Below are 25,969 nucleotides of genomic sequence, written 5' to 3' on the forward strand. Positions count from 1 at the left end.
GCTATGCAGCCCCGGTTTATTTGCCGGCCAAACTGGCATGCACGCTCAACTCTTCATCGATGAACACTGCAATCATCGCCCGATAAACCCGCTCCACCACCTCTGGCGAAGCCCCCGTTTCTTCGGCAACCCCCCTCACCTTGGCAATTACCTGCTCGACCCGCGCCGGTGCGCGCACGTCATCGGTGGTCTTTTTGAAAGCGGCCGCCTGGGCCACCAACTGGCCGCGTTGGGCGAGCAGGGCGACCAGGTTCTGATCGATGTGGTCGATGCGCGCGCGAACGTCTTCAATCGATGTGCAGCGTACGTCCATGTGTGAAGCTCCTTGGGGGGGGATGCTGGACAGTACCACAGGTGCTGAGCCTTAGAAGTCGTCGCGCACGTTCAACGTAGCGTTCCTGGGGGCCCCGTAATGCCCGTAGTTGCCCGCCAGGCCAGCACAGTACTTCTGCCCGGTTGCGGGCTGGCACCGGGCTCAACGTGCGCAGGAAGCATGATCACCCGGTCACCAAGGTACAGCGCCTCTTCACTATCGTGGGACACCATGATCACCGCAGGGCGGCGGTTTCAGATCAGAAATCGTAACTCACGCTGGTGTAGTAGAACGCTCCCTGCGCCCCCTCCGGGCTGGTGATGGAGTATTTAGGCACGCCATACAACTGCGCGCCCTTGAGCTTGTCCGGGTGGCTGTCGAACAGGTTGATCGCGCCCGCCGACAAGGTCAGGCCCAGGTCGAAGCGGTACGACACATCCAGGTCGGTTACCCACTGCGGGCTGAAGGTCTGGTCCAGCGTGGGGTTTGCGGCGTTGCGGTTTTTCCACTCGCCATAACGGCGCTGGGCCACGGTGATGCTCCAGTTGTCATACAGCCAGTTGGCGCTGAGCGTGAGCTTGTCCTTGGGCGTGCCGTCCTCGATCAGCCCTTGGGTATTGCGGCCGATGATCTGGTTGCCGGGGATGTTGCCCACATCATCAAGCCCGGTGATTCGGGTGTTGTTGCGCGCATAGCCGCCGTTGAAGTCCACGCGCCCCCAGCGGCCCACGTCCAGCTGATAATGGCCAGCCAACTCGAAACCGTCGGTGCGGGTGTCGGCGATGTTGGTATAGAACGCCGCACTCTGGATGTTGGCATAGGGGGTGCCGGCGAAGATCGGGCCCACCACCGAGGCCGGCAACTGATCGGACAGGGTGATGCGGTTGTCGATGTCGATGCGGTAAGCGTCGAAGGTGACCGAGGCATTGGGCAACGGCCGCCAGACCAGGCCCACGGAGAAGTTGGTCGACTCTTCCGGCTTCAGCGCCTTGCCGCCCAGCAAAGCGGCTTCCGGGCTGTCGGCGCGCAGGGTGCGCTGCTGCACCTCCACCCAGTTGCCACTGCCTGGGGGCTGTTCCACCACCTGTACGCTGAACGACGACAACCCGCTCTGCACCAGCGAGGGCGCACGATAGCCGGTGCTGGCGCTGGCGCGCGCGGCAATCTGCGGGGTGAAGTCGTAGCGCAACGACAGCTTGCCGTTGGTGGTGTCGCCAAAGTCCGAATAGTGCTCGCTGCGCACGGCGACGCCGGCCTGGAATTTCTCGGTCAGCTGGGCTTCGACATCGAAGTAGGCACCGATCACGCGGCGGTCCAGCGACACGGCATCGACCTGGGTGATACCCGAGTAGTAACCGGGTATGCGCCTGCCGGTGATGGGGTCGATCGTGTTGAACAGCGGCCCGTTTGACCAGCCGGCGGCGTCACCTTCGCTGAGGTCGTAGTTTTCCTGGCGCCAGGCCAGCCCGGCGGAAACGGTCAGCGGCTTGAACAGCCAGCCGTTGGCGAAGTCGCGGGTCCAGTCCAGGGTCAGGTTGGTCTGGTCGGCTTCGCGGCGGCCGGTGTAGATGGTCGATGGGCTGGCGCTGCCCCAGCTGGGGTTGATCGCGTCGTGGTCGGTGGAATCGACCCGGTTGTCGCCGTAGTTCAACGCCAGGTCGAAGTTGCCCAGGGTTTCGTTTTCAAAGCGCAGCCCACCGGTGACGGCAAAGTCTTCCAGGCCATAGCGGGTGACCGGCAGGCGGCCGTCCGGGTAGCGCGCCAGGGCTACGCTGCCGTAGTTGTTGCGCAACGTGGTGGGCGGGTCGAAGAAGTTCTCGGCATCCGTATTCTTGTGCGCGTAGGTGGCAAAACCGTAGGCGCTCAGCCCCTCGCTCAGACCCATCTCGGCGTTGGCGGTGAAGTTGTACTGGTCCGAGACATTGCCCGAACCCCAGCGCCAGTTGCGGTAGCGGTTGTTCTGCTCGCGCGCGGTGTCGATGCTGGTGGAACCGGGGTAGAAGATGCGGTTGTCGTCGCGGGTGTCGCTCGCCGGGTCCTGGCTGCCGGCGTCGAAGGCCAGTGTCAGGAAGCCGTCGTTGGGCAAGGCAAAGCCCTTCCAGCCGCTGAGCTTGCGTTGCAGGCCGTCGCCTTTCTTGTAGCCGCCGAAGCGGTAGCCGGCGTTACCCCCTTCGTCACGCTCCTTGAGCACGATGTTGATCACCCCGGCGATGGCGTCCGAGCCGTACTGGGCGGCCGCGCCGTCGCGCAGGATTTCCACCCGTTCGATGGCCGACAGCGGGATCAGGCTGAGGTCCACGGCTGCCGCGCCACGGGCGTTGACCAGGCCTTGGCGGGTGACGTTGGCACTGGTGTGGCGGCGCTTGCCGTTGACCAGCACCAGCACCTGGTCCGAGGCCAGGCCGCGCAGCGAGGCGCCCTGGGCAATCGAGCCAGCAAAGGCGCCCTGGGGCGACTGCGGGAAGCTGAACGAGGGCGAAAGCGCGGTGAGTGCCGCGGACAGGTCGCTGGCGCCGGTTTCCTGGAGTTTTTCACCGCTCAGCACATCGACCGGCGCGGCGCTTTGCAGGGCGGTGACGTCGCTGCGGTGGGTACCGACCACGACCACGGTGTCGAGGCGGTCGTTGGGTTCGGCGGCGAAGGCGGGCACGGCGAGGCCGGCGATGGCCAGGGCAATGGCGCTGGCCAAGGGGGTGTGGTGGGGCATGGGTGTTCCTGCTGAATGATGTATTGGCAGTACTGGCCTCATCGCCGGCGAGCCGGCGATGAGGCCCGAAAGGGCAACCTAGAACCGGCTGGTAACGCTCAGCCCGACGGTGCGTGGGTCGCCATAGGTGATCACGTACTGCCCGGCGGTGCCGTTGGGCCGGCCGTGTACCTGGTAGCGGCGGTCGGTGAGGTTGTTGACGAAACCGGTCACGCTCAGCTTGTCGTCGTGGCTGAACCAGCTCAGGCGGGCGTTGGCCAAGGTGTAGTGGGGCTGGCTGAGGGTTTCGTCGGCGCTACTCTGGCGGTCGGCCAGGAAGTACTCCTTGTCACGGAAGCTCACGTCGCCACCGGCCACCAGCTTGCCCCCCACTTCCAGCGGGATGGTGTAGTCGGCACCCAGCGACACCACGTTGCGCGGCGAACGCACGAAGCTGTTGCCGCTGTAGTCGCCGGTCACCGCGCCGGTGTTGGGGTTGGTGTTCTTGAAGTCGGTGTACTCGGTGTCGAGGAACGACACCGCCGCGCGCAGGTGCAGGCGCTCGGTCGGCTGGCCTTCGATTTCCAGTTCTGCGCCTTTGACCTTGCCCTTGGCGCCGTTGGTCAGTGCGGTGGTGAGCACGCCGTTGTTCACCGTCAGCAGGTTCACCTGGATGTCGGAGTAGTCGTAGTAGAAGAGGTTGGCGTTGACGGTCAGGCGGCGATCGAACCACTCCGACTTCAGCCCCAGCTCGTAGGCATCCAGCTCTTCCGGGTCGACCGTGGTCAGCTGTGCCAGGCTGGTCGAAAGCCCGGTGTTGAAACCGCCCGAGCGGAAACCGTGGGCGTAGCGGAAGAACACCCGCAGGTTGTCATTGATGCGGTACTCGGGCGTCAGGTCGTAGGTCCAGGCCTCCCAGGTCTTGTCTTCCTGGCGGTTACCGTTGGTGCCCACACCGCCCAGCGGGATCAGCGGACCGCTGGCGGTGGCGCGGGTCAGTTGCACCAGGTCCAGGTCGATGTCTTTCTTCTCCTGGGTCCAGCGCAGGCCGCCGGTGACGCTGAAATCATCGGTAAAGTCGTAGGTCAGGTTGCCAAACAGCGCATAGCTGTCGGTGCGGTGGTCGTAACCCAGGTCACGGAACGCGGTGGTGCCCACCTGGTTCGAGCCGGTGCCGTTGGGCGTCGGCCCGGGGGTGACGATGCGTTGCGCCGAGCTGTCCAGGTCTTCATGGAAGTAGTGTGCACCCACCAGCCAGTGCAGCGGGCGGTCTTCCGGCGAGGCCAGGCGCAGCTCTTGCGACCACTGGCGGTAGCTGTTGTCGGTGATGGCCGCGCCGTTGACCTCGTAGGGGGTGTAGTCGGCATCGCTGGTGGAGCGGTTGCGGATGTAGTCGTAGGCGCTGATCGAGGTCAGGGTGTAATCGCCGAGGTACCAGTTGAAGGTCAGCGAGGCGCCGTCGTGGTCCAGGCGATAGTCTTCGTTGACGTTCAGCGAGATATCGCGGCCGTGCGGGCGTTCGTAGCCGACGTTGTAGTAGCGGCCAACCGGCAGCGAGCCGTTGCTGCCATCGCCTTTGAACTGGCGGCTGTGCAGTTTGAGCAGGGCGTCCAGGTCCGGGTTGAGCTGGGCCAGGAACTGCAGACGGATAGCTTTCTTGTTCACATCACCGTAGGTGTTGCCGTCGAAGTCGTTGTTCTGGAAACCGTCACGCTCTTCGGAATACAGCGCTACTCGCCCGGCCAGTCTTTCATCGACCAGCGCACCGCCGATGGCACCGGTGACAATACGCTCGTTCTTGCTGCCGAAGCCGACAGTGCCATAGCCGTCGGTGTCGAAGGTGGGCTTCTTCGAGATCACGTTCACTGCGCCGGCCGTGGTGTTCTTGCCATACAGGGTGCCTTGCGGCCCGCGCAGGATTTCGATGCGTTCCAGGTCGAACAGCGGCCCGCCACCGGCGATGGGCGCGTTGAGGTAGACATCGTCCGCGTAGATGCCCACCGGGAAGACGGTTGCCGCGCCGGTATCGCCGGTGCCCAGACCGCGGATATACCAACGCGGGCGACCGTCGCCATCGGGGTTCTTGGCCGAGGCGTTGGGCACGAAGGTGGTAATGTCGCCCATCGAGCGCACGCCATCGGCGGTGATGCTGGTGCCCTTGATGGCCGACACGGCAACCGGTACTTCCTGCAAGGTCTGCTCTCGGTGCTGAGCGGTGACCGTTACGGTTTCAAGGGCGGGTTCGTTCTTGTTGTCTTCGTCGGCGGCGATGGCCTGGCTGCCGGTACCGGCCAACAGCAGCGCAAGGCTGATCTGGCGGGCCAGTGGATTGAGCGGATGCATGGTGGATCTCCCCGTATGTAAAGCGTTGTTGGGGAGGGCTAGAGCAGGGACTGTGCCATTTTTTTAACTTATTGATATATATGGTTTTTATTGGATTGTTCCGGCGGTGTTGCAGGTTGCGCAGCAGTCGAGTGCTGGGCGGGTGCTGCTGGGGCAGCAGTGGTGGCGTGCAACCTGTTGCGAGCATTTTTGTGCTCTGCTCGCTGCCTGCTGGCACTCAGTTCGGGACGATTGTGCAACCGTTGTTCAGTGCGCGAGCACGCAGGACCTCGAAGTGGTCGCGCAGGCACAGGTGCAGTTGCGACACCGCAGGCGTGAGTTGTTTGCGGTGTGGGCAAACCAGGGTTACAGGCACGGATTCACCCAGGTATTCGGGCAGGATGATCTGCAGTTCGCCGGCTGCAATATTGGCGCTTACGTCCAGCCACGATTTGTAGACGATGCCTTCACCTTGCAGGGCCAGACGGCGGATTACGTCGGCATCGTCGCTGACCAGCGGCCCGCTGACCTGCACGGTGCGGTTGCCCACCCGCCACTTGTCGTAGACCCGGTTGTGCTGCATGTACAGCAGGCAGGCATGCTCTTGCAGGGCTTCGGGCGTGACCGGGTGGCCGTGGCGGGCCAGGTACTCGGGCGATGCCACCAGCACCCGGCGATTCCAGCTGGCCAAGGGCAGGGCGATGTAGTTGGCATCCTGGTTGAGGCCATAGCGGATGGCCACATCCACCGGGTCACGGTTCAGGTCGGCAATCTGGTCGGACAGAAAGAAGCGCAGGTGCAGGGCCGGGTGCTCCCGGCGAAAGGCGCTCAGCCAGGGCAACAGCATGTTGCGGCCCAGGTCGGAAGGCGCCGACACCTGCAGGGTGCCACGCAGGGTGCCAGGGTTGCCATGCAGGTCTTCGCGCCCCTGGCGAAGGCTATCCAGCACGTTCAGGGCGGTCGGCAAGTAGCGCTCGCCTTCGGCGGTAAGGCGCAGGCTACGGGTGGTACGGGCAAACAAGCGCACATCGAGGTCGCGTTCGAGGCGTTTGATCGCAGCAGCCACTTGCCCCGGCAGCAGACCGGCTTCATGGGCGGCGGCCGTGAAGCTGCCCAGTACGCTGCTGCGCACGAACAGTTCGAGGTCGGTGATGCGCAGCATCTTCACTCCAGGTGTGAAAGTGTTGCTGCATTGTGCCGGTTTTTCTTTGCGGCAGGAAAGATAAGATGCCCGGCAAATCCCCTGTACATTCCGGAGTTGTTGCATGGATACCGTCTCGCTGGCCAAGCGCCGCTACACCACCAAAGCCTACGATGCCTCGCGCCGCATTCCCCAGTCCACTGTCGATGCCCTGCTCGAGCAACTGCGCCACAGCCCGTCCTCGGTCAATTCCCAACCCTGGCACTTCATCGTCGCCGACACGGCCGAAGGCAAGGCCCGCCTGGCCAAGAGCACCACGGAGCGCTTTGCTTACAACACGCCTAAACTGCTCGATGCTTCGCACGTGATTGTGTTCTGCACCCGTACCGAAATGCCCGAAGCGCACCTCAATGCCGTGCTCGAGCAGGAAGCTGCCGATGGCCGTTTCCGCGATGAGCAGGCGCGAGCCGCGCAGAACCAGAGCCGCCGTCACTACGTCGACCTGCACCGTCATGACCAGAAGGACGTGCAGCACTGGATGGAGAAGCAGACCTACCTGGCATTGGGTACTGCATTGCTGGGGGCTGCGGCACATGGCCTGGACGCCACGCCCATCGAGGGCTTCGACAGCAAGATCCTGGATGCCGAGCTGGGGCTGCGTGAACGTGGCTTCACCAGCGTGGTGATCCTTAGCCTGGGCTATCGTGCTGAAACGGACTTTAACGCCGGGCTGAACAAGTCACGCTTGCCGGCGTCGCAGGTGTTCACCTTCCTGTGAGGTTACCGGGCGCTGGGTGCCCCGGTGACGCCGTGCGGCAGGCCGCGCCAGGGCGCGGCTTACCACAACGCTGCGGATGCTGTTGTCAGTACCCGGGCAAATACGTCGATCGCTTTGTCCACTTCGGCCTCGGTGCTGAAGCGCCCGATGCTCAAGCGCACACTGTTGCGTGCCTGGTGCTCGTCCAGCCCCAGCGCCATCAGCACATGTGAGGCTGCATGGCTGGCCGAGTTGCAGGCCGAGGTGGTCGATAACGCCAACTCATTGGCCAGCGCCGCACTGTTGAAGCCCTTGCTGTCGATGCACAGGTTCAGGGTATGGGGAATGCGTTGGCTGGCGCAGCCGTTCAGGCTGACGCCGGGCAAGGCCAGCAGGCCTTCGCGCAGACGCTTTGCCAGTTGTTCCAGGTGCTGGTACTCACTGTCACCGGGTTGGCCGGCCAAGGCAAAAGCGCTACCCATGCCGGCGATCTGGTGGGTCGCCAGGGTGCCGGAGCGCAGGCCCTGTTCATGGCCGCCGCCGTGCATCTGCGCACGCATCAGCGCACGGGCGCGTGGCCCGACGTATAGCGCGCCGATGCCTTTTGGCCCGTAAACCTTGTGTGCCGAAAACGACATCAGGTCCACGGCCATCGTGTTCAGGTCGATGGCCAGCTTGCCCACGGCCTGCGCTGCGTCCACGTGCAGCAAGGCACCGTGGGCACGCACCTGCTCACCAATGGCGGCAAAGTCGGTGACCGTGCCCAGCTCATTGTTGACCGCCATCAACGATACCAGGCGGGTATCGGGGCGCAGTGCGGCCTGTACGCTGGCGGGCTGGATCAGGCCGGCGGCATCCGGGGCCAGGCGGGTAACGGCCCAGCCTTGGCGCTCCAGTTCGGCCACGGTGTCGAGCACGGCTTTGTGTTCAAGTTGGCTGGTGATCAGGTGCCCAGGCTGGCCGGCGCCTTGAGCAATGCCTTTTAGCGCCAGGTTGTTGGACTCGGTCGCGCCCGAGGTCCAGACCAGGCGCTCGACGTGTGCGCCGACACGCTCGGCCACTTGCTGGCGGGCTTGCTCCACGGCTTGTCGGGCAGCCTGGCCGAAGGCATGACCACTGGACGCCGGGTTGCCGAAGTTGGCTTGGCTGCCAAGGCTGGCGAGCATGGTTTCGATGACCCGGTCGTCGACTGGAGTGGTGGCGGCGTAATCAAAGTAGAGCGGGGCGCTAGGCATTGAGGCAGGTCCATGTCTGTCGCCGTGAAATCGGCGATTGATGGAGTAAGCGTATCCGCCATCCGAGAGAAATTTTTTACTTCCCACAGTGCATTTTTGGGTGCCTCCACATAGATTTCCTATTTATTTGTAGATTTGTAGGATTTTTTTCTCCTTGGTGGCCATGAGCGATCCCTTGTGCGTATCTTCAGGCGGGCTCCGAGGCTCTTTCTTCCTCAGCCACCACGCGTTCGCACAGTTCGGTGATTTGCTCACGCATCCACCGGTTGGCCGGGTCTTGGTCGGTGCTTTCATGCCAGTACAGGTGCGTTTCGAGCGCGGGTACTTCTACCGGCAGGGGGTGATAGCGCAGCTGATGGCGGCGGGCGAAGCGCTCGGGCACGGTCATCGCCATGTCGGTTTGCTGCAATACCTGCGAAGCCATCAGGTAGTGCTGCGAGCGCAAGGCCACTTTGCGCTGTACGCCCATCTTGCCCAGCGCCAGGTCGACATAGCCCAGGCCGTTACGGCGGCTGGAGATATGGATGTGGGTCATGCCCAGGTAGCTGTCGAGGGTCAGCTTGCTGTCGGCCAGCGGGTGGCCCTGGCGCAAGGCACAGACATAATGGTCTTGCATCAGCTTGACGTGGCGTACCTGCGGGTCGGTGTTCAGGGGGGCATCGATGGCGAAGTCCAGGCGGCCGGCGGCGAGCTCCTTGGTGGTTTCGCGGCGCTTGCACAGGAAACTCTCGATCAGCACCGCCGGCGCCAGGCGGCGCAGGCGCTGGAACAGTGGGGGCAGGATTACCGCCTCGGTCAGGTCGGTCATGCTGATGCGGAAGGTCTTGTTGGCTTGTTGCGGGTTGAAGATACGGCTTTCCTGCACCGACGTACGCAACAGCGCCAGGGCGTTGCGCACCGGGCCGATGATGTTCTGTGCCATGGGCGTGGGCACCATGCCCTGCGCGGTGCGCACGAACAGCGGGTCGTTGAAGGTTTCGCGCAACCGCGAAAGGGCGTTGGACACCGCTGGCTGCGTGATACCTACAATCTGCCCGGCGCGGGTCAGGTTGGCTTCGGTGTAGATCGCATCGAACACGATGAACAGGTTGAGGTCGACCTTGCTGAGGTTCATGGGCGCCGCTCTTTGTTGGAGTTATTGGCGGATCATATATCGGTTATGAATGTTTATACACGCGGAAAATAGACTAGATGGATGGGCGCATGCTGCTCTAGGCTCTGGCCCATGTACCCCGAACCGTGAAGGTAGCCCCGATGGATTTCGCCTATTCGCCCAAGGTCCAGGCACTGCGCGAGCGCGTTACTGCGTTCATGGACGCCTATGTCTACCCCGCCGAAGCGGTGTTCGAGCGCCAGGTCGCCGAGGGCGACCGCTGGCAGCCCACTGCAATCATGGAAGAGCTCAAGGCCAAGGCCCGCGCCGAAGGGCTATGGAACCTGTTCTTGCCTGAATCGGAATACGGCGCCGGCCTGAGCAACCTGGAATACGCCCCGCTGGCGGAAATCATGGGCCGCTCGTTGCTTGGCCCGGAGCCGTTCAACTGCTCGGCGCCGGATACCGGCAACATGGAAGTGCTGGTGCGTTACGGCAGTGAAGCGCAGAAACGCCAATGGCTGGAGCCGCTGCTGCGTGGCGAGATCCGCTCGGCGTTCGCCATGACCGAGCCGGACGTGGCCTCCTCGGACGCCACCAACATGGCCGCCACGGCCGTGCGTGACGGTGACGAGTGGGTGATCAACGGCCGCAAGTGGTGGACCTCCGGCGCCTGCGACCCGCGTTGCAAGGTGATGATCTTCATGGGCCTGTCCGACCCCGAAGGCCCGCGCCACCAGCAGCATTCGATGGTGCTGGTGCCCACCGATGCGCCCGGTGTGAAGATCGTCCGCCCGCTGCCGGTGTTCGGCTATGACGATGCCCCGCATGGTCACGCCGAAGTGCTCTTCGAAAACGTGCGCGTGCCGTATGAAAACGTAATCCTTGGTGAGGGCCGCGGTTTCGAGATTGCCCAGGGTCGCCTTGGCCCGGGCCGTATCCACCACTGCATGCGTTCGATCGGCATGGCCGAACGTGCGTTGGAACTGATGTGCAAGCGCTCGGTGGAACGCACCGCCTTTGGTCGGCCGCTGGCACGGCTGGGTGGCAACGTCGACAAGATTGCCGACTCGCGTATGGAGATCGACATGGCCCGGCTGCTGACGCTGAAAGCGGCCTACATGATGGACACCGTCGGCAACAAAGTGGCCCGCAGCGAGATCGCGCAGATCAAGGTGGTGGCGCCGAACGTGGCCTTGAAAGTGATCGACCGGGCGATCCAGATACATGGCGGGGCAGGGGTGAGCGGCGATTTCCCACTGGCCTACATGTACGCCATGCAACGCACCCTGCGCCTGGCTGACGGGCCGGATGAAGTGCACCGGGCGGCAATTGGCAAGTATGAGATTGGCAAGTATGTGCCGGTGGAGATGTTGCGTACCAGCGGGCGGTGACAGGCGTTGATTGTTGTTAGCCTGTACCGGCCTCTTCGCGGCTTTAGCCGCGAAGAGGCCGGTGAGGGCTTACTTGGTTTTCAGGTCAATCACCAGATCTTTGGCGGCCTTCGTAGCCAGTACACTCATGAGCTTGCTCATTTCATCCTGCCGCCCAACGCCTGATTCGGGTCCCCCCATCATCACGCTCGGCACTGGCGCCCTTGCAGCAGCCTCTGCCCAGGCCCGGTTGATCTTCACCATCGCATCCAGTTTGGTTTGCAGGGCACCATCCGCCTTGAGCGTGGCCTCACGGGCGTAGGCTTCGGCATCGGCCGTGATCTTGGTCGCTTCTGCAGTGACACGGGCCTTGTCCCGAAGCAACTCGGCCGTCTGTTTGTCGATCTCGGCGCGCCGCTTCTCCCGTTCCGCGTTGATTAGCGCAAGCTGCTTTTCGGTCTCGGCTTCGGTGGTACGTTCAATCTGCTGGCGCAGGCTTTCCTGACGTTTGGCCTCGACGTCCTTGGCACCACGAGCAGAGACCAGTTCCTTCTCTTCTTCTTCCTTGAGCCGGTTTTGACGAGCCACGGCCAGTTCGGCCAGCGCCTGTTGTACGCGGACCATACGTTGCTGATACTGCGGGTTGGGGTCGATATGAGTGACCCGCGCGTCGACTACTTCAACGCCAAACAGGCGGAATTGCTGTTGCTTGCGCAACTCCCGACCATCTTTGTCGAGCTTCTTTTCGATGACGAAACGCGTAGCGCTGTTGTCCCCAAAACTACCCTGTTCGGTGCCAGCCTGCAGAATCGCGGTTTGGGCCGGATGATTATCACGTTGAACGCGGATCTCCTTGCGGCTGGTCAAGTACAGGCCGTTGCGCAGCTGATTCTCGAACTCGGCACCGAAGTGACTACGGTTACCCGCATAGTAATCGTCGGCACTCATCAGTGAGGCCGTGGCTTGCAGTGTTTCCTTTACCGCCGGCAATAATGCACGTTGCAGGAAGTTGTCTGGCGTGCGGTATTCTTGGGCGATTTTCAAGAAGGCTTCACCCGAAGGCAGGCGAAACTGGGTACTGAATTCTGCCTTCGCATCGACATTGCCCAGAAACACGATGGGCAGATTGTCCAGTGTGATGGACGGATGGCCGCCGCGAGTGTCTTCCGGGTTGTCCATGCGCAAGGAAGATTGGACGCCGATGGTACGGCGCCAGGCTGTACTGCGGCCGAACCATTTTGTGGCGTAGCCAACGTCTTCAACCACTTTCTCTTCGCCAAAGATCGTACGTACGTGGGTCATCTGACCCGCTTCGTTATAGAAAAACACTTCATTGAACATTCCTGCGAGTACGCCAGCGGCCAGGATCGGGATGCCAACGACTGTAACCAGCTTGCGGTTGATACGAAATTGGGAAAGGTCAGGAATAGACAGCTTTTGCATGGAGCACTCCTTGTGCGGAAAGTCACCATGCTGGCGAAGCTGTGCCTGTGTTCACAATCAGACCACTCGCATACCTTGCTTAGGAAAAATCGTTGGATTGATTAGGAAAAAATCCACCCTGGTTAGGCTGCATCACAGCAACTCAGACCCGCAGTTGCGGGTCTTCGTCTTTTTCTCGTGCCATGGTCGCATTCGAAACAGGATTCGGTTGCTCAGACTCGGCCGCCACTTTCTGTCCTCTGGTCTTGACCAACGAAACCACCACCCCACCCAGCAGCAACCCGAATGTCACCCCTAACGACAGCAACGCCGGCACCTTGCCCACCATGCCGTGGTAGAAAATCTTGCAGCCAATAAAGATCAACACCAACGCCAGCGCGTACTTGAGGTAAACGAACCGGTGCATCAGCGCCGACAGCGCGAAGTACAGCGAGCGCAGCCCAAGGATGGCGAAGATGTTGGAGGTGTAGACAATGAACGGGTCCTGGGTAATGGCGAAGATCGCCGGCACGCTGTCGACGGCGAACACCAGGTCGGCCAGTTCGATCAGCACCAGCGCCAGAAACAACGGGGTGGCATAGCGCAGGGCTTTACTGTGCCCAGGCGGGGTCTTGCGCACGAAGAAGTGCGAGCCGTGGATCTGGTCGGTGACCCGCATGTGCCGGCGTACGAACTTGATGATCGGGTTGTTGGCCAGGTCCGGGCGGCTGTCTTCTTTTGACAGCGCCATCTTCACCCCGGTGAACAGCAGGAAGGCGCCGAACAGGTACAGCACCCAGGCAAAGTTCTGCACCAGCGCCGCGCCCACGCCGATCATGATCGCCCGCAGGAACACCACCCCCAGGATGCCCCAGAACAGTACGCGGTGCTGGTAGCGGCGGGGGATGGCGAAGTAGCTGAAGATCATCGCCATGACGAACACGTTGTCCATCGACAGCGACTGCTCGACCAGGAAGCCGGTGTAGAACTCCAGCGCCGACTGGGCGCCCAGCTGGTACCAGACGCCGGCGCCGAACAGTACACCGACGCTGAAATAGCCCGAATACAGCAGCAGGCTTTCGCGCATTTCGATTTCCCGGTCGTGCCGGTGCAGCACGCCCAGGTCGAGCACCAGCAAACCGATGACGATGGCCATGAACACCAGCCACAACCAGGCGCTGGTACCGAGAACGGGGGTGGTGAGGAATGCGTGCAGAGCTGTCATGAGCCCCTCCTTGAATGTCGACGTTGCAAGGCAACAGTGATCCGACATGGCGGCTTGGCAGCCGTCAGAGGGGCCCGGTATCACATGAACTTGAGCCTAGACCCGTTTGCCATGGGTGCCGAATGGGGAGCTGTTACATTTCTTTGCCAAGGCCGCAATCACACCTTCAATACACCCACACCTCTACCCGACGGTTACGCAGGCGCCCTTGCTCCAGTTCATTGCCGGCCACTGGCAGTTCATCGCCCATGCCCGTTACCTCAAGCACCTCGACACCATCGCGTGCCAGCTCGCGGCGCACGGCCTGGGCGCGAAGGCGGGAGAGCAGGGCAGCGCGCCCGGGCGTTTCCTTGGGGTCGCCAAACCCTACCAGCACGGCCTTGCTCTGCAACTTGCCGGCCTGGCGCAGGTATTCGACCACCCGCTGCACATCGCGCAGTGCCTTGTTGTCGAGGCTGGCACTGCCTTCCTGAAAGCGGAAGTTCACGCTCAGCCGCTGCGCTTTCTGGGCCAGGGTGCGATAGCGTGGCGGCATGTCGGCCAGGGGCGGAACCGGCTGAGCCTTGATCTGCTGTGACACGAAACCCTGCTGGGCAACGATCGCCTGGCCAGCCGGGCTTTGGGCGAAATCGGCCAGGGCCTTGGCCTGTGGCTTGGGGTTGGCCGGCAGGTAGAAGTACAGGCGCCGTGACAGCGGGTAGTCTTCGCTGGCCACCAGCGCGCGCTCTGGCAGCATGGCGGGTGCGTCGCCTTCGGCCACCGCTAGCACCTTGGCACCGTGCACTGCGGCCAGGCTACTGAAGCCGATGGCCTGACGGTCGGTGGCTACTTGCGAAGCCAGCTCGTCGCTGGACTCGAAGCGCCGCGCCTTGGCTGATAGTTCGTCGTGCAGCGGCTCCAGCACAAGCGCCTTGAACGTCTCGTACGTGCCGGACCGGTCGTCACGGGCATAGAGGTGGATGGCGCCGCCAGCAATGCCCAATTGTTCCCAGCGCTGGATCTGCCCGGAAAAAATCTGCGCCAGTTGCTGGGTGTTCAGTTGTGGCAGCGGGTTGTCAGGGTGGACGATGACCGCCACGCCGTCCAGGCCGATGACTTGTTCGGCGCTGGCAGCGCGCAGGTCGCCCAGAGCACGTAACTGATGCAATTCGCTGTCGTTGATCGGCCGCGAGGCGGCCGCCAGGTCGGCGTCGCCACGGCCGAGGGCGATGAAACCGGTGCTGGACCCGTGAGCGGCAACATCGATGCGTATTGGCTGGCCATGATCGTCCTGCGCGGTGATTACGGTCTCGTTGGCGACGTTGCCCGGTTGCTGTTGGATGGCGGTGGCTTGCTGCGCACGCAATTGCCCCTGCACCAGTGCCGGCAGCAAGGCGGCGCCGATGGTGTTGGAGCCCTGGACGCGCAGGTGAGCGGGCTCGGCCGGGGTCGCTAGCGGTAGCAGGGTGAGCAGCAAGACAAGCAGGCGCAGCATGCCGGGTGGCCTATGGCATAGAGTTGGCCGGCAGATTACGACAGTGGCGTGATGATAATGTGACAGTGGTAGGGGCCGCAAAGCGGCCCCCGCGATCTCAATGCGCCCCGGCCGACTTGCTCAAATCACTTTCGGCCCACTCGGTATAGATACATGCATCCGCCACCGCCCAGCGCACTTTCACGCTGTCGCCAGGTTGCATAGGCATACCCGCAGCCGACAGCGCCTTCACTGTCAGTTCGGTACCACCCGCCGTCACCACATGGCAGGTCTGGCTCTCACCCAGGAACAGCACTTCGCCAACCTTGGCACTGACTTCGTTCCAGCCCGCCGGCAGCGGCTCGCGTGCAGCCTGTTCGGCGGTCAAGGCCAGGGCTTTTTCCGGGCGCACCATGATCAGGGCATCCTGCGAGGCAGTGAGGCCCGGGGTCAGGCGAATGGCCACCGGCTGGCCCTCGAAACTGCCCGCGCCATTGCTGCTGGCCTTGATACGCAGGAAGTTGGAGTTGCCCAGGAACGACGCGACAAAGGCATTCGGCGGGTTCTGGTACAGGTCGTAACCGGTGCCCAGGCCGACGATCTTGCCATGGCTGAAAATGGCGATGCGCTGGGACAGGCGCATGGCTTCTTCCTGGTCGTGGGTGACGTAGACGATGGTGATGCCGAGCCGACGGTGCAGCTGGCGCAGCTCGTCCTGCAGGTCTTCGCGCAGTTTCTTGTCCAGCGCACCGAGCGGTTCGTCCATCAACAGGATGCGCGGCTCGTACACCAGCGCCCGGGCAATGGCCACACGCTGTTGCTGGCCTCCGGACATTTGCGAAGGCTTGCGGTGGGCGAACTTTTCCAGCTGTACCAGCTTGAGCATGGCATCGACGCGCTTGGCGGTTTCGGTCGCGTCGAGCTTGCGAATGGCCAGCGGGAAGGCAATGTTGTCGCGCACGTTCAGGTGTGGGAACAGCGAATAGCGCTGGAACACCATGCCGATATCACGCTTGTGTGGCGGCACGTTCACCAGCGACTGGCCATCGACCAGGATCTCGCCACTGCTGGGCGTTTCGAAGCCGGCCAGCATCGACAGGGTGGTGGATTTGCCCGAGCCGCTGGAGCCGAGGAAGGTCAGGAACTCGCCGTCCTGGATTTCCAGGTCGAGGTTGTCCACGGCGGTGAAATCGCCGTAGTGCTTGTTCAGGCCGCGCAGGCTGACCAGGGTCTTGCCGGGCGCGTTGTCTTTGATCACTGCACTCATTGTTGTTTTCTCCGCGCGCTCAGGCGTTTATTTCGGTGCGCCGGCGCAAGGCGGCGGCAATGAACATCACAAGCAGCGACAAGCCGATCAGCAGGGTCGAGGCCACGGCGATGACCGGGCTGAGGTCCTGGCGCAGGGTGGTCCACATCTTCACTGGCAGGGTCTGCAGGTCGGGGCTGGCCATCATCACACTCAGCACCACTTCATCCCACGACACCAGGAAGGCGAACAGGCCGCCGGCGATCATCCCCGGGCGAATGGCCGGGAAGGTGACCTTGAAGATGGCCTGCAGGCGCGAGGCGCCGCAGATCACCGCGGCATCCTCGATCGACTGGTCGAACAGTTTCAGCGAGTTGATGATCGAGATGATGGTGAAGGGCAGGGCAACGATCACATGGCTGACCACGAACGCGAACAGCGTGCCGGTGTAGCCGAGCTTGAGGAACAGGGCGTACACCGCCACGGCGATGATCACCAGTGGCACGATCATCGGCATGGTGAACAGCCCGTACAGCAGCTCGCGGCCCGGGAAGCGGCCCCGTACCAAAGCGAATGCACTGGGCAGGCCCAGCAGCACGGCGGCAATGGTGGTCAGCACGGCCACCTTGAGGCTGGCCAGCGCGGCGTCCATCCACTCCGGGTTGGAGAAGAACTGGCCGTACCACTTGAAGGTCCAGCCCGGTGGCGGAAACACCAGCCACTGGGACGAGCCGAACGACAGCAACACGATGAACACCACCGGCAGCAGCAGGAAGGCCGCAATGACCCCGGTGGTCAGGTACAGGCCCGTGCGCAGCGGGCGGCCCATGGCATTGGGAGACAGGAGCATGGCGGTTACCTCGCGTTGCCAACCGGGGATTCCGGCTGCAGCTTCAGGTACAGGTAGAAGAGCACCAGGGTGATCACCACCAGCAGTGCGGCGGCGGCGCTGGCCAGGCCCCAGTTGAGGAACGACTGCACCTGCTGGATGATGAATTCGGGCAGCATCATGTTCTGTGCCCCGCCCAGCAGCGCCGGGGTGACGTAGTAACCGAGCGACATCACGAACACCATCAGCGCCCCGGAGAACAACCCCGAGCGGCACAGCGGCAGGAACACCTTCCAGAAGTTGGTCCATGGGCTGGCGCCGCAGATGGAACCGGCCTGCAGCACCATCGGGTCGATGGCGTGCATGGTCGCCTGCAGCGGTAGCACGATGAACGGGATCATGATGTAGCTCATGCCGATCACCACGCCGGTGAGGTTGTGCACCATTTCCAGCGGGGTATCGATGATACCCATGGCCATCAACGCCTTGTTGATCACCCCCGAGCTTTGCAGCAGCACCAGCCACGAGTAGGTACGTGCCAGCAGGCTGGTCCACATCGACAGCAGCACGATGTTCAGCAACCAGCGGCCCCAGCCCTTGGGCACCAGAGTGATTGCCCAGGCCAGCGGGAAGCCCAGCAGCACGCTGATCAGGGTGACCACGCCGGCCACCGAGAAGGTGTTGAACAGCACCCGTGCGTAGGCCGAGTTGGCGAACAACTGCTCGTAGTTGCCCAGCCCCGGCGTTGGCTCCAGCACCCCGCGCAGCAACAGGCCGACCAGCGGGGCGAAGAAGAACAGGCCAAGGAACAGCAGGGCCGGCAGCAGGTTGCGGCTGCCCTTCCAGCGCTGGCTCAGGCTGGCGCGGCGTGGGGCGGTACCCGAGGCGCCGGTACCCGTGGGGGCACCTTGCGCGTTATGCAGGGCGTTGATGGCGACTTTCATTTGACCAACCACTCATTCCAGCGCGCGGCGATGGCCTGACCGTTCTTGGCCCAGTAGGCGAAGTCCAGGGTGACCTGGTCCTGGGCGTAGGCGGTCGGCAGGTTGGGTGCCAGGTCTTTGTCGAGCTTGGACACGCTGTCGACATTCACCGGTGCGTAGGCAGTCTTGTTGGCAAACTCGGCCTGGCCTTCGGCGCTGCTGGCGTTGGCCAGGAACTTCATGGCCGCGTCCTTGTTCTTGGCGCCTTTGGGGATGACCAGGAAGTCGGCCATGACCAGGTTCTGTTTCCAGCTCACGCCCACTGGCGCGCCATCTTGCTGCAGGGCGTAGACGCGGCCGTTCCAGAACTGGCCGAGCGAAGCCTCACCCGAGGCCAGCAGCTGTTGCGACTGGGCGCCACCGCCCCACCAGACGATGTCTTTCTTGATGGTGTCGAGTTTCTTGAAGGCGCGGTCCAGGTCCAGCGGGTACAGCTTGTCGGGCGCTACGCCGTCGGCCAGCAGGGCCAGTTCCAGCACGCCGGGGCTCGGCCATTTGTACAGGGCGCGTTTGCCGGGGTAGGTCTTGGTGTCGAACAGCGCGGTCCAGTCAACCGGCTTGTTGGCACCGAGCTTGCCTTCGTTGTAGCCCAGCACGAAGGAGAAGAAGAACGAGCCAACGCCGTGGTCGGAAACGAAACGCGGGTCGATCTTGTCACGTTTTATCTGGTTGAAGTCGAGGGGTTCCAGCAGGCCTTCGCTGGCGGCACGCAGGGCAAAGTCGGCTTCGACATCGACCACGTCCCACTGCACGTTGCCGCTTTCGACCATGGCCTTGAGCTTGCCGTAGTCGGTTGGGCCGTCCTGGACGACTTTGATGTCGGTGGCTTTGGTGAAGGGGACGGCCCACGCTTCTTTCTGGGCGTCCTGGGTGGTACCGCCCCAGCTGACGAAATTCAGGCTGTCAGCGGCCACGGCGGCTTGACAGGCCAGGGTCAGCAGGCTGGCGGACAGCACTGCGGTTACACGTTTGCTCAACAGCATGGTTACGCCCTCGTTGCTTTTGTTATTCGAGGCGGGGCTTGTGGTGCGCCCGCCAACAGTGTTCGGGGAGCAGCTAAAACAAAGTGTCTGGGTGGCCGTTTGTAATTGTAGGTGCCGGCCTGCAGATTCAAGGTCTACGGGATATCATATTATGGTATTCCAAACTTTTGGCAAGAGGTATGAGGCGACCGGCCATCACTCCGCCCGTTCAGAAACGCTGCGGGGCCCCGCAGGGCCCCGCCAAATCAGATGCTTATGTGTTTTCAGCCGAGCATCCCGGGCTCGAAGGGAATGCTCTGCACCACCTCCAGTTCATATCCCGCCAGCCCGGCATACTTCAGCGGAGGCCCCAGATGGCGCAGCTTGCCCACGCCCAGGTCCTGCAGAATCTGTGCCCCGGTGCCCACTTCGGAGTACACCTTCGATTGCCCGCGCTGATAAGGGCGCAACGGCTGGGTCAGCTGCGGTACGCGCTCCAGCAGGGCTTGGGAGGATTCATGGTTGGCCAGGATCACCACTACACCAGCCCCTTCCTCGGCCACCTTCTGCAAGGCCGCCCATAACGTCCAGTTGGCTGGCCCGGCGTATTCGGCACCTACGAGGTCGCGCAGCGGGTCGATCACATGCACTCGCACCAAGGTCGGCTGCTCGCGGCGGATATCACCCATGACCATGGCCATGTGCACGCCGCCTTCGATGCGGTCTTCATAGGTGACCAGGCGGAAGGTGCCATGCACGGTCGGCAGCTCGCGTTCACCGATGCGCTTGATGGTCTGCTCGGTGCTCAGGCGGTAGTGGATCAGGTCGGCGATGGTGCCGATCTTGATGCCATGCTGCGCGGCGAATACTTCAAGGTCCGGGCGGCGGGCCATGGTACCGTCGTCGTTGAGCACTTCGACAATCACCGAGGCCGGGCTGAAGCCGGCCAGGCGGGCCAGGTCGCAGCCGGCTTCGGTGTGGCCGGCACGGGTCAGCACGCCGCCTTCGCGGGCGCGCAGGGGGAAAATGTGGCCGGGTTGCACCAGGTCTTCCGGGCGAGCGTCAGGGGCCATGGCCGCGGCCACGGTGCGTGCCCGGTCGGCGGCGGAGATGCCGGTAGTGACGCCAGTGGCCGCTTCGATCGACACGGTAAACGCCGTGCTGAACACGCTGCCGTTGGCGGGCACCATCTGTTCCAGCCCCAGGCGTTGGCAATGTTCATCGGTCAGGGTGAGGCAGATCAGGCCACGCGCTTCGCGGGCCATGAAATTGATGGCCTGGGCGTCGCAACGCTCGGCGGCGATCAGCAGGTCGCCTTCGTTTTCCCGGTCCTCGTCATCCACCAGCAGGACCATCTTGCCTTGCCGGTAGTCCTCGAGAAGTTCCTCGATGGTGTTGAAAGCCATGTTGCACGCTCACTGTGGTGGGGTGATTTTTATGGTATACCATCATACACAAATATCGCCGTAACAGGAGAGCAGCGCATGAAGGCCTATTGGATCGCCCATGTGGACGTGACCGACCCCGAGCAATACCAGCAGTACACCCAGCGCGCCCCGGCTGCCTTCAAGGCGTTCGGCGGCCGCTTCCTGGCCCGTGGCGGGCGCAGCGAGGCGATGGAAGGGCGGCATACCCCTCAGCGTAGCGTGGTGATCGAGTTCGATTCGTACGAGCAGGCGGTGGCGTGCTACCGGTCTGAGCTGTATCAGGAGGCCTGCAGCCATCGCCAGGGCGTGGCCAAGGCCGAGGTGATCATTGTGGAGGGGTTCGAGGCTTGAGTTGCATTTGTCGGCCCTTTCGCAGTTTTACCCGCGAAAGGGCTGACTCGGTTCAAGGCATACCTGGCAATTCATGCGGACGCAGGTCAAACACCAGCACCTCGGCATCTACCCCATTGCCCAGCTCAAGTACCTGTTCCTGCCTGACCCGCACGCCATCCCCTTCATTCAGCAGTTGCCCATTGAGCTCGATGCTGCCCCGGGCCACATGCACATAGGCATGGCGGTTTTCCGGCAAGGTCAGCGTGGCGCGTTCGTCGCCGTCGAACAAACCGGCATACACCCGCGCATTCTGCCTGACCTGCAACGACCCCTCGGCACCGTCCGGCGAGATGATCAGGCGTAGCTTGCCGCGCTTTTCCTCCGCACTGAAATGCTGTTGCTGGTAACGCGGTGTTGCGCCTTGCACGTTCGGCACGATCCAGATCTGCAGAAAGTGCACCGGTTGCGCCTGGCTGTGGTTGAACTCGCTATGGGCCACGCCGTGGCCTGCGCTCATCAGTTGCACATCGCCCGGGCGTATCACCGAGCCGGTACCCAGCGTGTCCTTGTGCTCCAACGCGCCTTCCAGCACGTAGCTGAAAATTTCCATGTCGCGGTGAGGGTGTTGGCCAAAGCCCTTGCCAGCGATGACGCGGTCGTCGTTGATCACCAGCAGGTCGGAGAAACCTTGCTCGTCCGGGTTGCGGTAATGGCCGAACGAGAAGGTGTGGAAGGACTTCAGCCAGCCGTGGAAGGCCAGGCCACGGTCTTGGGCGTTGCGTAGGGTGAGCATGGTGATTCTCCTTGAAAGCCGGGGCCGGGAGGGCTGCCGTGCTGTTGATGGAGATAACTTTACTGTCACCTGAATGTTGGAAAAACGGTGTTGGTGTTGAATTACTGTCTCGTGACAAGTGACAGTCGGACATGGCCTTTTGTAGGACATTTCTGTTTTGGGGACTGATCGGTTCCCGTCCATTGCATGGGTGATAGCTTCCAGACTTTCCATGCAGGGAGCTACTTATGACACGTGTATCGATACACGGCAAAGGACAGGCACTCGATGGCGACCTCACCACCACCGGTGCGGTGTGCATTGCCAGCAGCACCCACTACCGCGCGAACAACCAGCGGGCGCTGAGGCTGGGAGATATCACCACTGAGTGCCCGAATTGCAAGAGGCCCGGCGTCATTGTTGAGGGAGTCCCGTTCTTCAACATCGAAGGAAAACCAGCTGTGGTAGATGGGGCGCTGGTCAAGTGTGGCTGTCCAGAGGGTAGTAACCGTGTCGTGGCCATGGGGGGACGTGGCTTGGCGGCAAGCCCCTCGGCGGCACAGCAGACAAGCCAGGCGGCAACATCAGGCCAAGCCGGCTCCACTTCCCCCTTGAAAGCTTCGCTATCAGAAGCAAAACCGCAGCCCGTAATCTGCAAACATCCTGACATGATGGAGCAGGTTGCCAGCTACATTGCTGGCGAAATGAATCGCAACATCACACACCCATCCGTGCTGAAAATGCGGAAGCTAACCAGCTTTGACGCGACAGAGGAACATGCAAAATTTCAAAAGCTGCCTTGGTATGCACGTCTTTTGCCGCCTGACTTTCAAGCAATGATGGTGGGTAACACTGCTGCCGCGATGGCGCTTTGGACAGAGAGGGTTGGTCAGAACAGGCCCTGGGATCACAAGGTGGCGATCGCACACCGGTTTGGTAGGGTTTGGCATAAACACGGTGAAGTCGACTACTACTACGACATCTGGTCGAACATCCACTATGGCTATGTAGGGCGGGCGGGGGGCCTTTCAGAAAGTGTTCTTCTGGATGGTGCCGGGCTTGAGCAGATTGCATCAGACAGCATTCGGAAGGTTCAAGATTGGGATGAACAAGATGGGCCTCGTCGCTACGCAGACATCGACGGGATGCGGGCTTGGGATGATATAGGCGATCGTGTTTCCATCAGTATTGGCATCAAACTGTATACGCAGCACCCAAACGGTGGGATTACGGCAAAGGTGCTCATGGAAGAGGTATTAGCATTGCCACTGTCAAGCTGGGGAGGTAGCGTACGTGATCATGTCTGCAACTAAACCGAAACGGCATCTCTGGCGCTGGGTGGTTGCGATAATGCTCGCCCCAATCGTCTTTTGGTATGTCGCCACACCCTGGGTAAGTTTTCATTTTTCTGACAAAGGCCAGGGTCGCCTTGGCTATATCTTGAATGTTCAGCACGACATATCAAAAGGTGAGATCTACCCAGGTGAAACCACCGGCGGCCCCGGCCACATCTTCCCGAACGACCAATTTTTCATGCAGCTCGATTGGAACAACGGTGGAAAGTGGCACTGCATTCGGGCCAAACCCAAGTGGCCCAGGATCGATATCTACATCGGGGCGGACGGTGCCATAGATAGCCGCACCGATGGCAGATTCATTGAAGCCTGCGGGCCATTTCCGCAATAGAAGCAAAAGACCCGCCTAGGCGGGTCTTTTGCTTATCGACTCACTGCAGATGCACTTTAAGTTCGGTACCCGCCTGCCTCATCGCCGCCTTCACCGCCGGCACCTGGCTCAACGGGTTCAACAGCCCATAGTCATGAATCATCCCGTTGTAGCGCACCGAAGTCACGGTCACGCCGGCCGCATTCAGCTTGCGGGCATACGCTTCACCCTCATCGCGCAGCACATCGAATTCGGCGGTCTGCACCAGTGCTGGCGGCAACCCTTTCAGCTGTTCACTGCTGGCCCGCAGCGGCGAGGCGTAGATCTGGTCCCGTGCCTTGGCATCGGTGGTGTAGTTGTCCCAGAACCACTTCATCATCCCGGTGGTCAGGAAGTGCCCTTCGGCAAACTGTTTGTACGATGCCGTCTCGAAGCTGGCATCGGTCACCGGCCACAGCAGCAACTGGAAGCGCAGGGCAGGGGTGCCGGCTTCTTTGGCCTTGAGTGCTACCACCGCGGCCATGTTGCCGCCCACGCTGTTGCCGGCCACGGCCAGGCGCTTGCCGTCAACGCCGATTTCCTTGCCATGCTCGGCCACCCAACGGGTAGCGGCATAGGCCTGGTTGATCGCCGTCGGGTAGTGCGCTTCTGGCGATGGGGTGTAGTCCACATAGACCGCCACCGCACCTGAGCCGACCACCAGGTCGCGGATCAGCCGCTGGTGGGTCGGGAAATCGCCTAGCACCCAGCCGCCGCCGTGGAAGAACATGAACACCGGCAGGTCGCCCTTGACGTTGGCCGGGCGTACCACTTGCAGCTTGATCGACTCGCCGTTGGCCTGGATGGTGCGCTCTTTTACCTCGATACCGGAAAGGTCGACTTTGACCGAAGCCTGGGCGCCGGTGAGCACTGCGCGGGCGTCTTTCGGGCTGAGTTGCTCCAGTGGCTTGCCGCCGCCTTGTTCCAGGGCCTGGAGGAAGGCCTGGGTGTGTTGCTCGACACCTGGGCTACCAGCGGCGAAGGCGCTGGAGACGGACAGGGCCAGAAGGGAAGCGGTGAGGGCTTTGTGGACAATGTTCATGAGCGAATCCTTTTCTATGCAAGTGTTGGTAATGGGCGTCTTGCCTGGCCTGCCGGGCCATCGCTGCGACTTGTGCGTAGATTAGGCAGATGCACTCGCGGGAAAAAGCCGCTATAAAGCGTTTGACTGTCACTATGAGCGAGACAATGAACCCCTACGAAGACATGCGCATTTTTGCCCAGGTCATGGAAGCCGGCAGTTTCACCGCCGCCGCCGACCGGCTGGGGATGTCCAAGCAATCGGTCAGCCGGCGCCTGATGCAGCTTGAAGAGCGCCTTGGCGTGCGCCTGCTGAACCGCTCTACCCGGCGGTTGGACGCCACGCCGCTGGGCCAGCACTACTACCAGTCGGCGCTGCGCCTGCTGGGTGAAGTGCAGCAGGTGGAGCACGACATCAGCGGCCAGGCCCAGGCTTTGCGTGGCACCTTGCGCCTGAGCGCGCCGCTGTCGTTCGCCATGGCGCACCTGGGTTGCCTGCTGACCGAGTTCCTGCAATTGCACCCTCAGGTGGATGTGGAGGTAGACCTGAGTGACCGGGCCGTGGACTTGATCGGCGAGGGTTACGACCTGGCACTGCGCATTGGCGCGCTGGAGGATTCCAGCCTGATTGCGCGGCGCATCGCCAGTGTCGAGCGGGTGTACTGCGCGAGCCCGGATTACCTGCGAGCGCGGGGCGTGCCGACAGCACCGGACGAGCTGGCAGGGCATGACTGCCTGCCTTATGGGCATTCGCGTCAGGTGCAGTGGCAGTTCCGCCAGGGCGGCAAGGCGCAGGCGATTCAGGTGGCCGGGCGGATGCGTGCGAACAACGGCGAGTTGCTCCGTGATGCAGCCATCGCCGGGATGGGGGTTACCTATCTGCCGACCTTCATCGTTGGGCAGGCGTTGGCGGACGGGCGGCTGCTCAGTGTGCTTGAAACGTGGACGCCTCCGTCATTGCAGCTGTCGGCGGTGTACCCGCAGCACCGGCAGGTGGCGCGGCCGGTGCAGGGGTTTGTCGACTTCCTGCGTGAACGGTTGGTGCAGCTTTAGGCTTGCGCCAGCACTTCGCCCAGCAACGCGCCCAACTCGATCAGCCCACCCTCGAATTCATCCATCGCATCCAGGACTGCCTCACGGAAATACGCCAACGACGCCCGGTCAAACAACAGCTGCAACCCCGGCCGCTCTTCACTCCCCACATTCACCACGATCACATTGAGCCGCGCCGCCGAGGTCTGCGCCACGGCGCCGATAGGAAATGCCTGTAAACGCAGATCAACGCCGCACAACTTGGCCATCACCGCACTGCCATGTGGCCCTGACAGCTGCAGCCAGGCATGGCTGTCCTGACGCGGCAGCAGGTAGTTGCGCTGGCCATCCTGCACCCACTCGGCCTCTATGGCAGCCACTTGCGCGCCTTCGTCAGCCAGGCTGCCCAGCAGCAGGTACTCGGTCTGCGACAACCGCGCTACCCAGCCGCCGTCGTCCTGGCGCACGGCCTGGTTCGGTTGCTGTGGCAACCGGTAGCCACGTTGCTGCAGGTAGGCGGCGCTGTCGACGCCGCGAAAGCCGACCCGCGCCACCTCGGTCAGGTCGGTCAACGCGCAGGCGTGCAACAGCTCGGCCCGCGGGCTGCGAGGGATAAACGCTTTGGCTTGCAAACGGGTCAT

At 62.4% G+C, this 25,969-nt stretch carries 23 protein-coding genes and 1 pseudogene; 6 read left to right on the forward strand and 18 right to left on the reverse strand.

Going from position 1 to position 25,969, the window contains the following annotated elements; translation table 11 throughout:
* Window positions 1-16: 16 nt before the first annotated feature.
* From B9A31_RS06570 to B9A31_RS06585, 5 genes and pseudogenes are all read right to left on the reverse strand, one after another.
* A complete protein-coding gene (locus B9A31_RS06570; RefSeq protein ID WP_019099503.1) occupies window positions 17-313 on the reverse strand; it encodes a chorismate mutase in 297 nt (98 codons plus the stop codon).
* Window positions 314-480: 167 nt separating this feature from the next.
* Window positions 481-564, reverse strand: a pseudogene (locus B9A31_RS27685) (ABC transporter ATP-binding protein); the annotation flags it as partial.
* Window positions 565-572: 8 nt separating this feature from the next.
* A complete protein-coding gene (locus B9A31_RS06575; protein ID WP_084296750.1) occupies window positions 573-3,020 on the reverse strand; it encodes a TonB-dependent receptor plug domain-containing protein in 2,448 nt (815 codons plus the stop codon).
* 78 nt (window positions 3,021-3,098) lie between these two features.
* The gene (locus B9A31_RS06580; RefSeq protein WP_025752710.1) at window positions 3,099-5,342 is read right to left on the reverse strand and encodes a TonB-dependent receptor; all 2,244 of its coding nucleotides are present in this window, start codon (window positions 5,340-5,342) and stop codon (window positions 3,099-3,101) included.
* A 217-nt stretch (window positions 5,343-5,559) separates the two neighbouring features.
* A complete protein-coding gene (locus tag B9A31_RS06585; protein ID WP_019099500.1) occupies window positions 5,560-6,483 on the reverse strand; it encodes a LysR family transcriptional regulator in 924 nt (307 codons plus the stop codon).
* Between the two features lie 103 nt (window positions 6,484-6,586).
* Here B9A31_RS06585 and B9A31_RS06590 point away from each other — a divergent pair, with 103 nt between their 5' ends.
* Entirely contained in the window at window positions 6,587-7,240 is a 654-nt protein-coding gene (locus B9A31_RS06590; RefSeq protein WP_019099499.1) for an oxygen-insensitive NAD(P)H nitroreductase, read from the forward strand.
* Window positions 7,241-7,299: 59 nt separating this feature from the next.
* On the opposite strand, the gene B9A31_RS06595 is transcribed toward B9A31_RS06590, so the two are convergent.
* Together B9A31_RS06595 and B9A31_RS06600 are read right to left on the reverse strand one after the other, a co-directional pair.
* Entirely contained in the window at window positions 7,300-8,454 is a 1,155-nt protein-coding gene (locus tag B9A31_RS06595; protein WP_084296751.1) for a cysteine desulfurase family protein, read from the reverse strand.
* Window positions 8,455-8,641: 187 nt separating this feature from the next.
* Entirely contained in the window at window positions 8,642-9,568 is a 927-nt protein-coding gene (locus B9A31_RS06600) for a LysR family transcriptional regulator (protein ID WP_019099497.1), read from the reverse strand.
* Between the two features lie 140 nt (window positions 9,569-9,708).
* On the opposite strand from B9A31_RS06600, the gene B9A31_RS06605 reads away from it, so the two are divergent.
* The gene (locus tag B9A31_RS06605) at window positions 9,709-10,941 is read left to right on the forward strand and encodes an acyl-CoA dehydrogenase (protein ID WP_019099496.1); all 1,233 of its coding nucleotides are present in this window, start codon (window positions 9,709-9,711) and stop codon (window positions 10,939-10,941) included.
* Window positions 10,942-11,010: 69 nt separating this feature from the next.
* Here the strand turns inward: B9A31_RS06605 and B9A31_RS06610 are convergent, their stop codons facing one another.
* The 8 genes from B9A31_RS06610 to ribBA form a co-directional block, all read right to left on the reverse strand.
* Window positions 11,011-12,363 (reverse strand): SPFH domain-containing protein, encoded by a 1,353-nt coding sequence (locus B9A31_RS06610; RefSeq protein ID WP_019099495.1) that lies wholly within the window; start codon window positions 12,361-12,363, stop codon window positions 11,011-11,013.
* A 142-nt stretch (window positions 12,364-12,505) separates the two neighbouring features.
* Window positions 12,506-13,567 (reverse strand): TerC family protein, encoded by a 1,062-nt coding sequence (locus B9A31_RS06615; protein ID WP_019099494.1) that lies wholly within the window; start codon window positions 13,565-13,567, stop codon window positions 12,506-12,508.
* A 166-nt stretch (window positions 13,568-13,733) separates the two neighbouring features.
* Window positions 13,734-15,041 carry a substrate-binding domain-containing protein gene (locus tag B9A31_RS06620; RefSeq protein WP_027608875.1) on the reverse strand — a complete coding sequence of 436 codons (1,308 nt, stop codon included), beginning with the start codon at window positions 15,039-15,041 and terminating at the stop codon, window positions 13,734-13,736.
* 97 nt (window positions 15,042-15,138) lie between these two features.
* Window positions 15,139-16,287, reverse strand: a complete 1,149-nt coding sequence (locus B9A31_RS06625) for an ABC transporter ATP-binding protein (protein ID WP_019099492.1) — start codon at window positions 16,285-16,287, stop codon at window positions 15,139-15,141.
* Window positions 16,288-16,306: 19 nt separating this feature from the next.
* A complete protein-coding gene (locus B9A31_RS06630) occupies window positions 16,307-17,116 on the reverse strand; it encodes an ABC transporter permease (protein ID WP_084296752.1) in 810 nt (269 codons plus the stop codon).
* Between the two features lie 5 nt (window positions 17,117-17,121).
* Window positions 17,122-18,039, reverse strand: a complete 918-nt coding sequence (locus tag B9A31_RS06635; RefSeq protein ID WP_016711177.1) for an ABC transporter permease — start codon at window positions 18,037-18,039, stop codon at window positions 17,122-17,124.
* The gene (locus B9A31_RS06640; RefSeq protein WP_019099490.1) at window positions 18,036-19,061 is read right to left on the reverse strand and encodes an ABC transporter substrate-binding protein; all 1,026 of its coding nucleotides are present in this window, start codon (window positions 19,059-19,061) and stop codon (window positions 18,036-18,038) included. The genes B9A31_RS06635 and B9A31_RS06640 overlap by 4 nt, the downstream gene beginning before the upstream one ends.
* Before the next feature lie 263 nt (window positions 19,062-19,324).
* Window positions 19,325-20,446: a bifunctional 3,4-dihydroxy-2-butanone-4-phosphate synthase/GTP cyclohydrolase II gene (gene ribBA, locus B9A31_RS06645; protein ID WP_016711175.1), complete on the reverse strand. Its 1,122-nt coding sequence runs from the start codon at window positions 20,444-20,446 to the stop codon at window positions 19,325-19,327.
* A gap of 78 nt (window positions 20,447-20,524) precedes the next feature.
* Here ribBA and B9A31_RS06650 point away from each other — a divergent pair, with 78 nt between their 5' ends.
* Complete coding sequence (locus tag B9A31_RS06650; RefSeq protein WP_019099489.1) at window positions 20,525-20,818, forward strand: DUF1330 domain-containing protein; 294 nt, start codon at window positions 20,525-20,527, stop codon at window positions 20,816-20,818.
* 52 nt (window positions 20,819-20,870) lie between these two features.
* On the opposite strand, the gene B9A31_RS06655 is transcribed toward B9A31_RS06650, so the two are convergent.
* Complete coding sequence (locus tag B9A31_RS06655; RefSeq protein WP_019099488.1) at window positions 20,871-21,593, reverse strand: pirin family protein; 723 nt, start codon at window positions 21,591-21,593, stop codon at window positions 20,871-20,873.
* Between the two features lie 227 nt (window positions 21,594-21,820).
* Between B9A31_RS06655 and B9A31_RS06660 the strand changes: the two genes are divergently transcribed.
* Complete coding sequence (locus B9A31_RS06660; RefSeq protein ID WP_027614985.1) at window positions 21,821-22,885, forward strand: polymorphic toxin type 44 domain-containing protein; 1,065 nt, start codon at window positions 21,821-21,823, stop codon at window positions 22,883-22,885.
* Window positions 22,872-23,258, forward strand: a complete 387-nt coding sequence (locus B9A31_RS06665) for a hypothetical protein (RefSeq protein ID WP_102047651.1) — start codon at window positions 22,872-22,874, stop codon at window positions 23,256-23,258. Before B9A31_RS06660 ends, B9A31_RS06665 begins: the two co-directional genes overlap by 14 nt.
* Window positions 23,259-23,298: 40 nt before the next feature.
* Here the strand turns inward: B9A31_RS06665 and B9A31_RS06670 are convergent, their stop codons facing one another.
* Window positions 23,299-24,318 (reverse strand): alpha/beta hydrolase, encoded by a 1,020-nt coding sequence (locus B9A31_RS06670; RefSeq protein ID WP_019099485.1) that lies wholly within the window; start codon window positions 24,316-24,318, stop codon window positions 23,299-23,301.
* Between the two features lie 146 nt (window positions 24,319-24,464).
* Here B9A31_RS06670 and B9A31_RS06675 point away from each other — a divergent pair, with 146 nt between their 5' ends.
* Window positions 24,465-25,349, forward strand: coding sequence for a LysR family transcriptional regulator (locus B9A31_RS06675; protein ID WP_025752695.1), 885 nt, complete (start codon window positions 24,465-24,467; stop codon window positions 25,347-25,349).
* On the opposite strand, the gene B9A31_RS06680 is transcribed toward B9A31_RS06675, so the two are convergent.
* Entirely contained in the window at window positions 25,346-25,969 is a 624-nt protein-coding gene (locus B9A31_RS06680; RefSeq protein ID WP_019099484.1) for an aminomethyltransferase family protein, read from the reverse strand. The genes B9A31_RS06675 and B9A31_RS06680 overlap by 4 nt on opposite strands.

This window comes from Pseudomonas sp. URIL14HWK12:I5 (genome assembly GCF_900176445.1).
Taxonomy (GTDB): Bacteria; Pseudomonadota; Gammaproteobacteria; order Pseudomonadales; family Pseudomonadaceae; genus Aquipseudomonas; species Aquipseudomonas monteilii.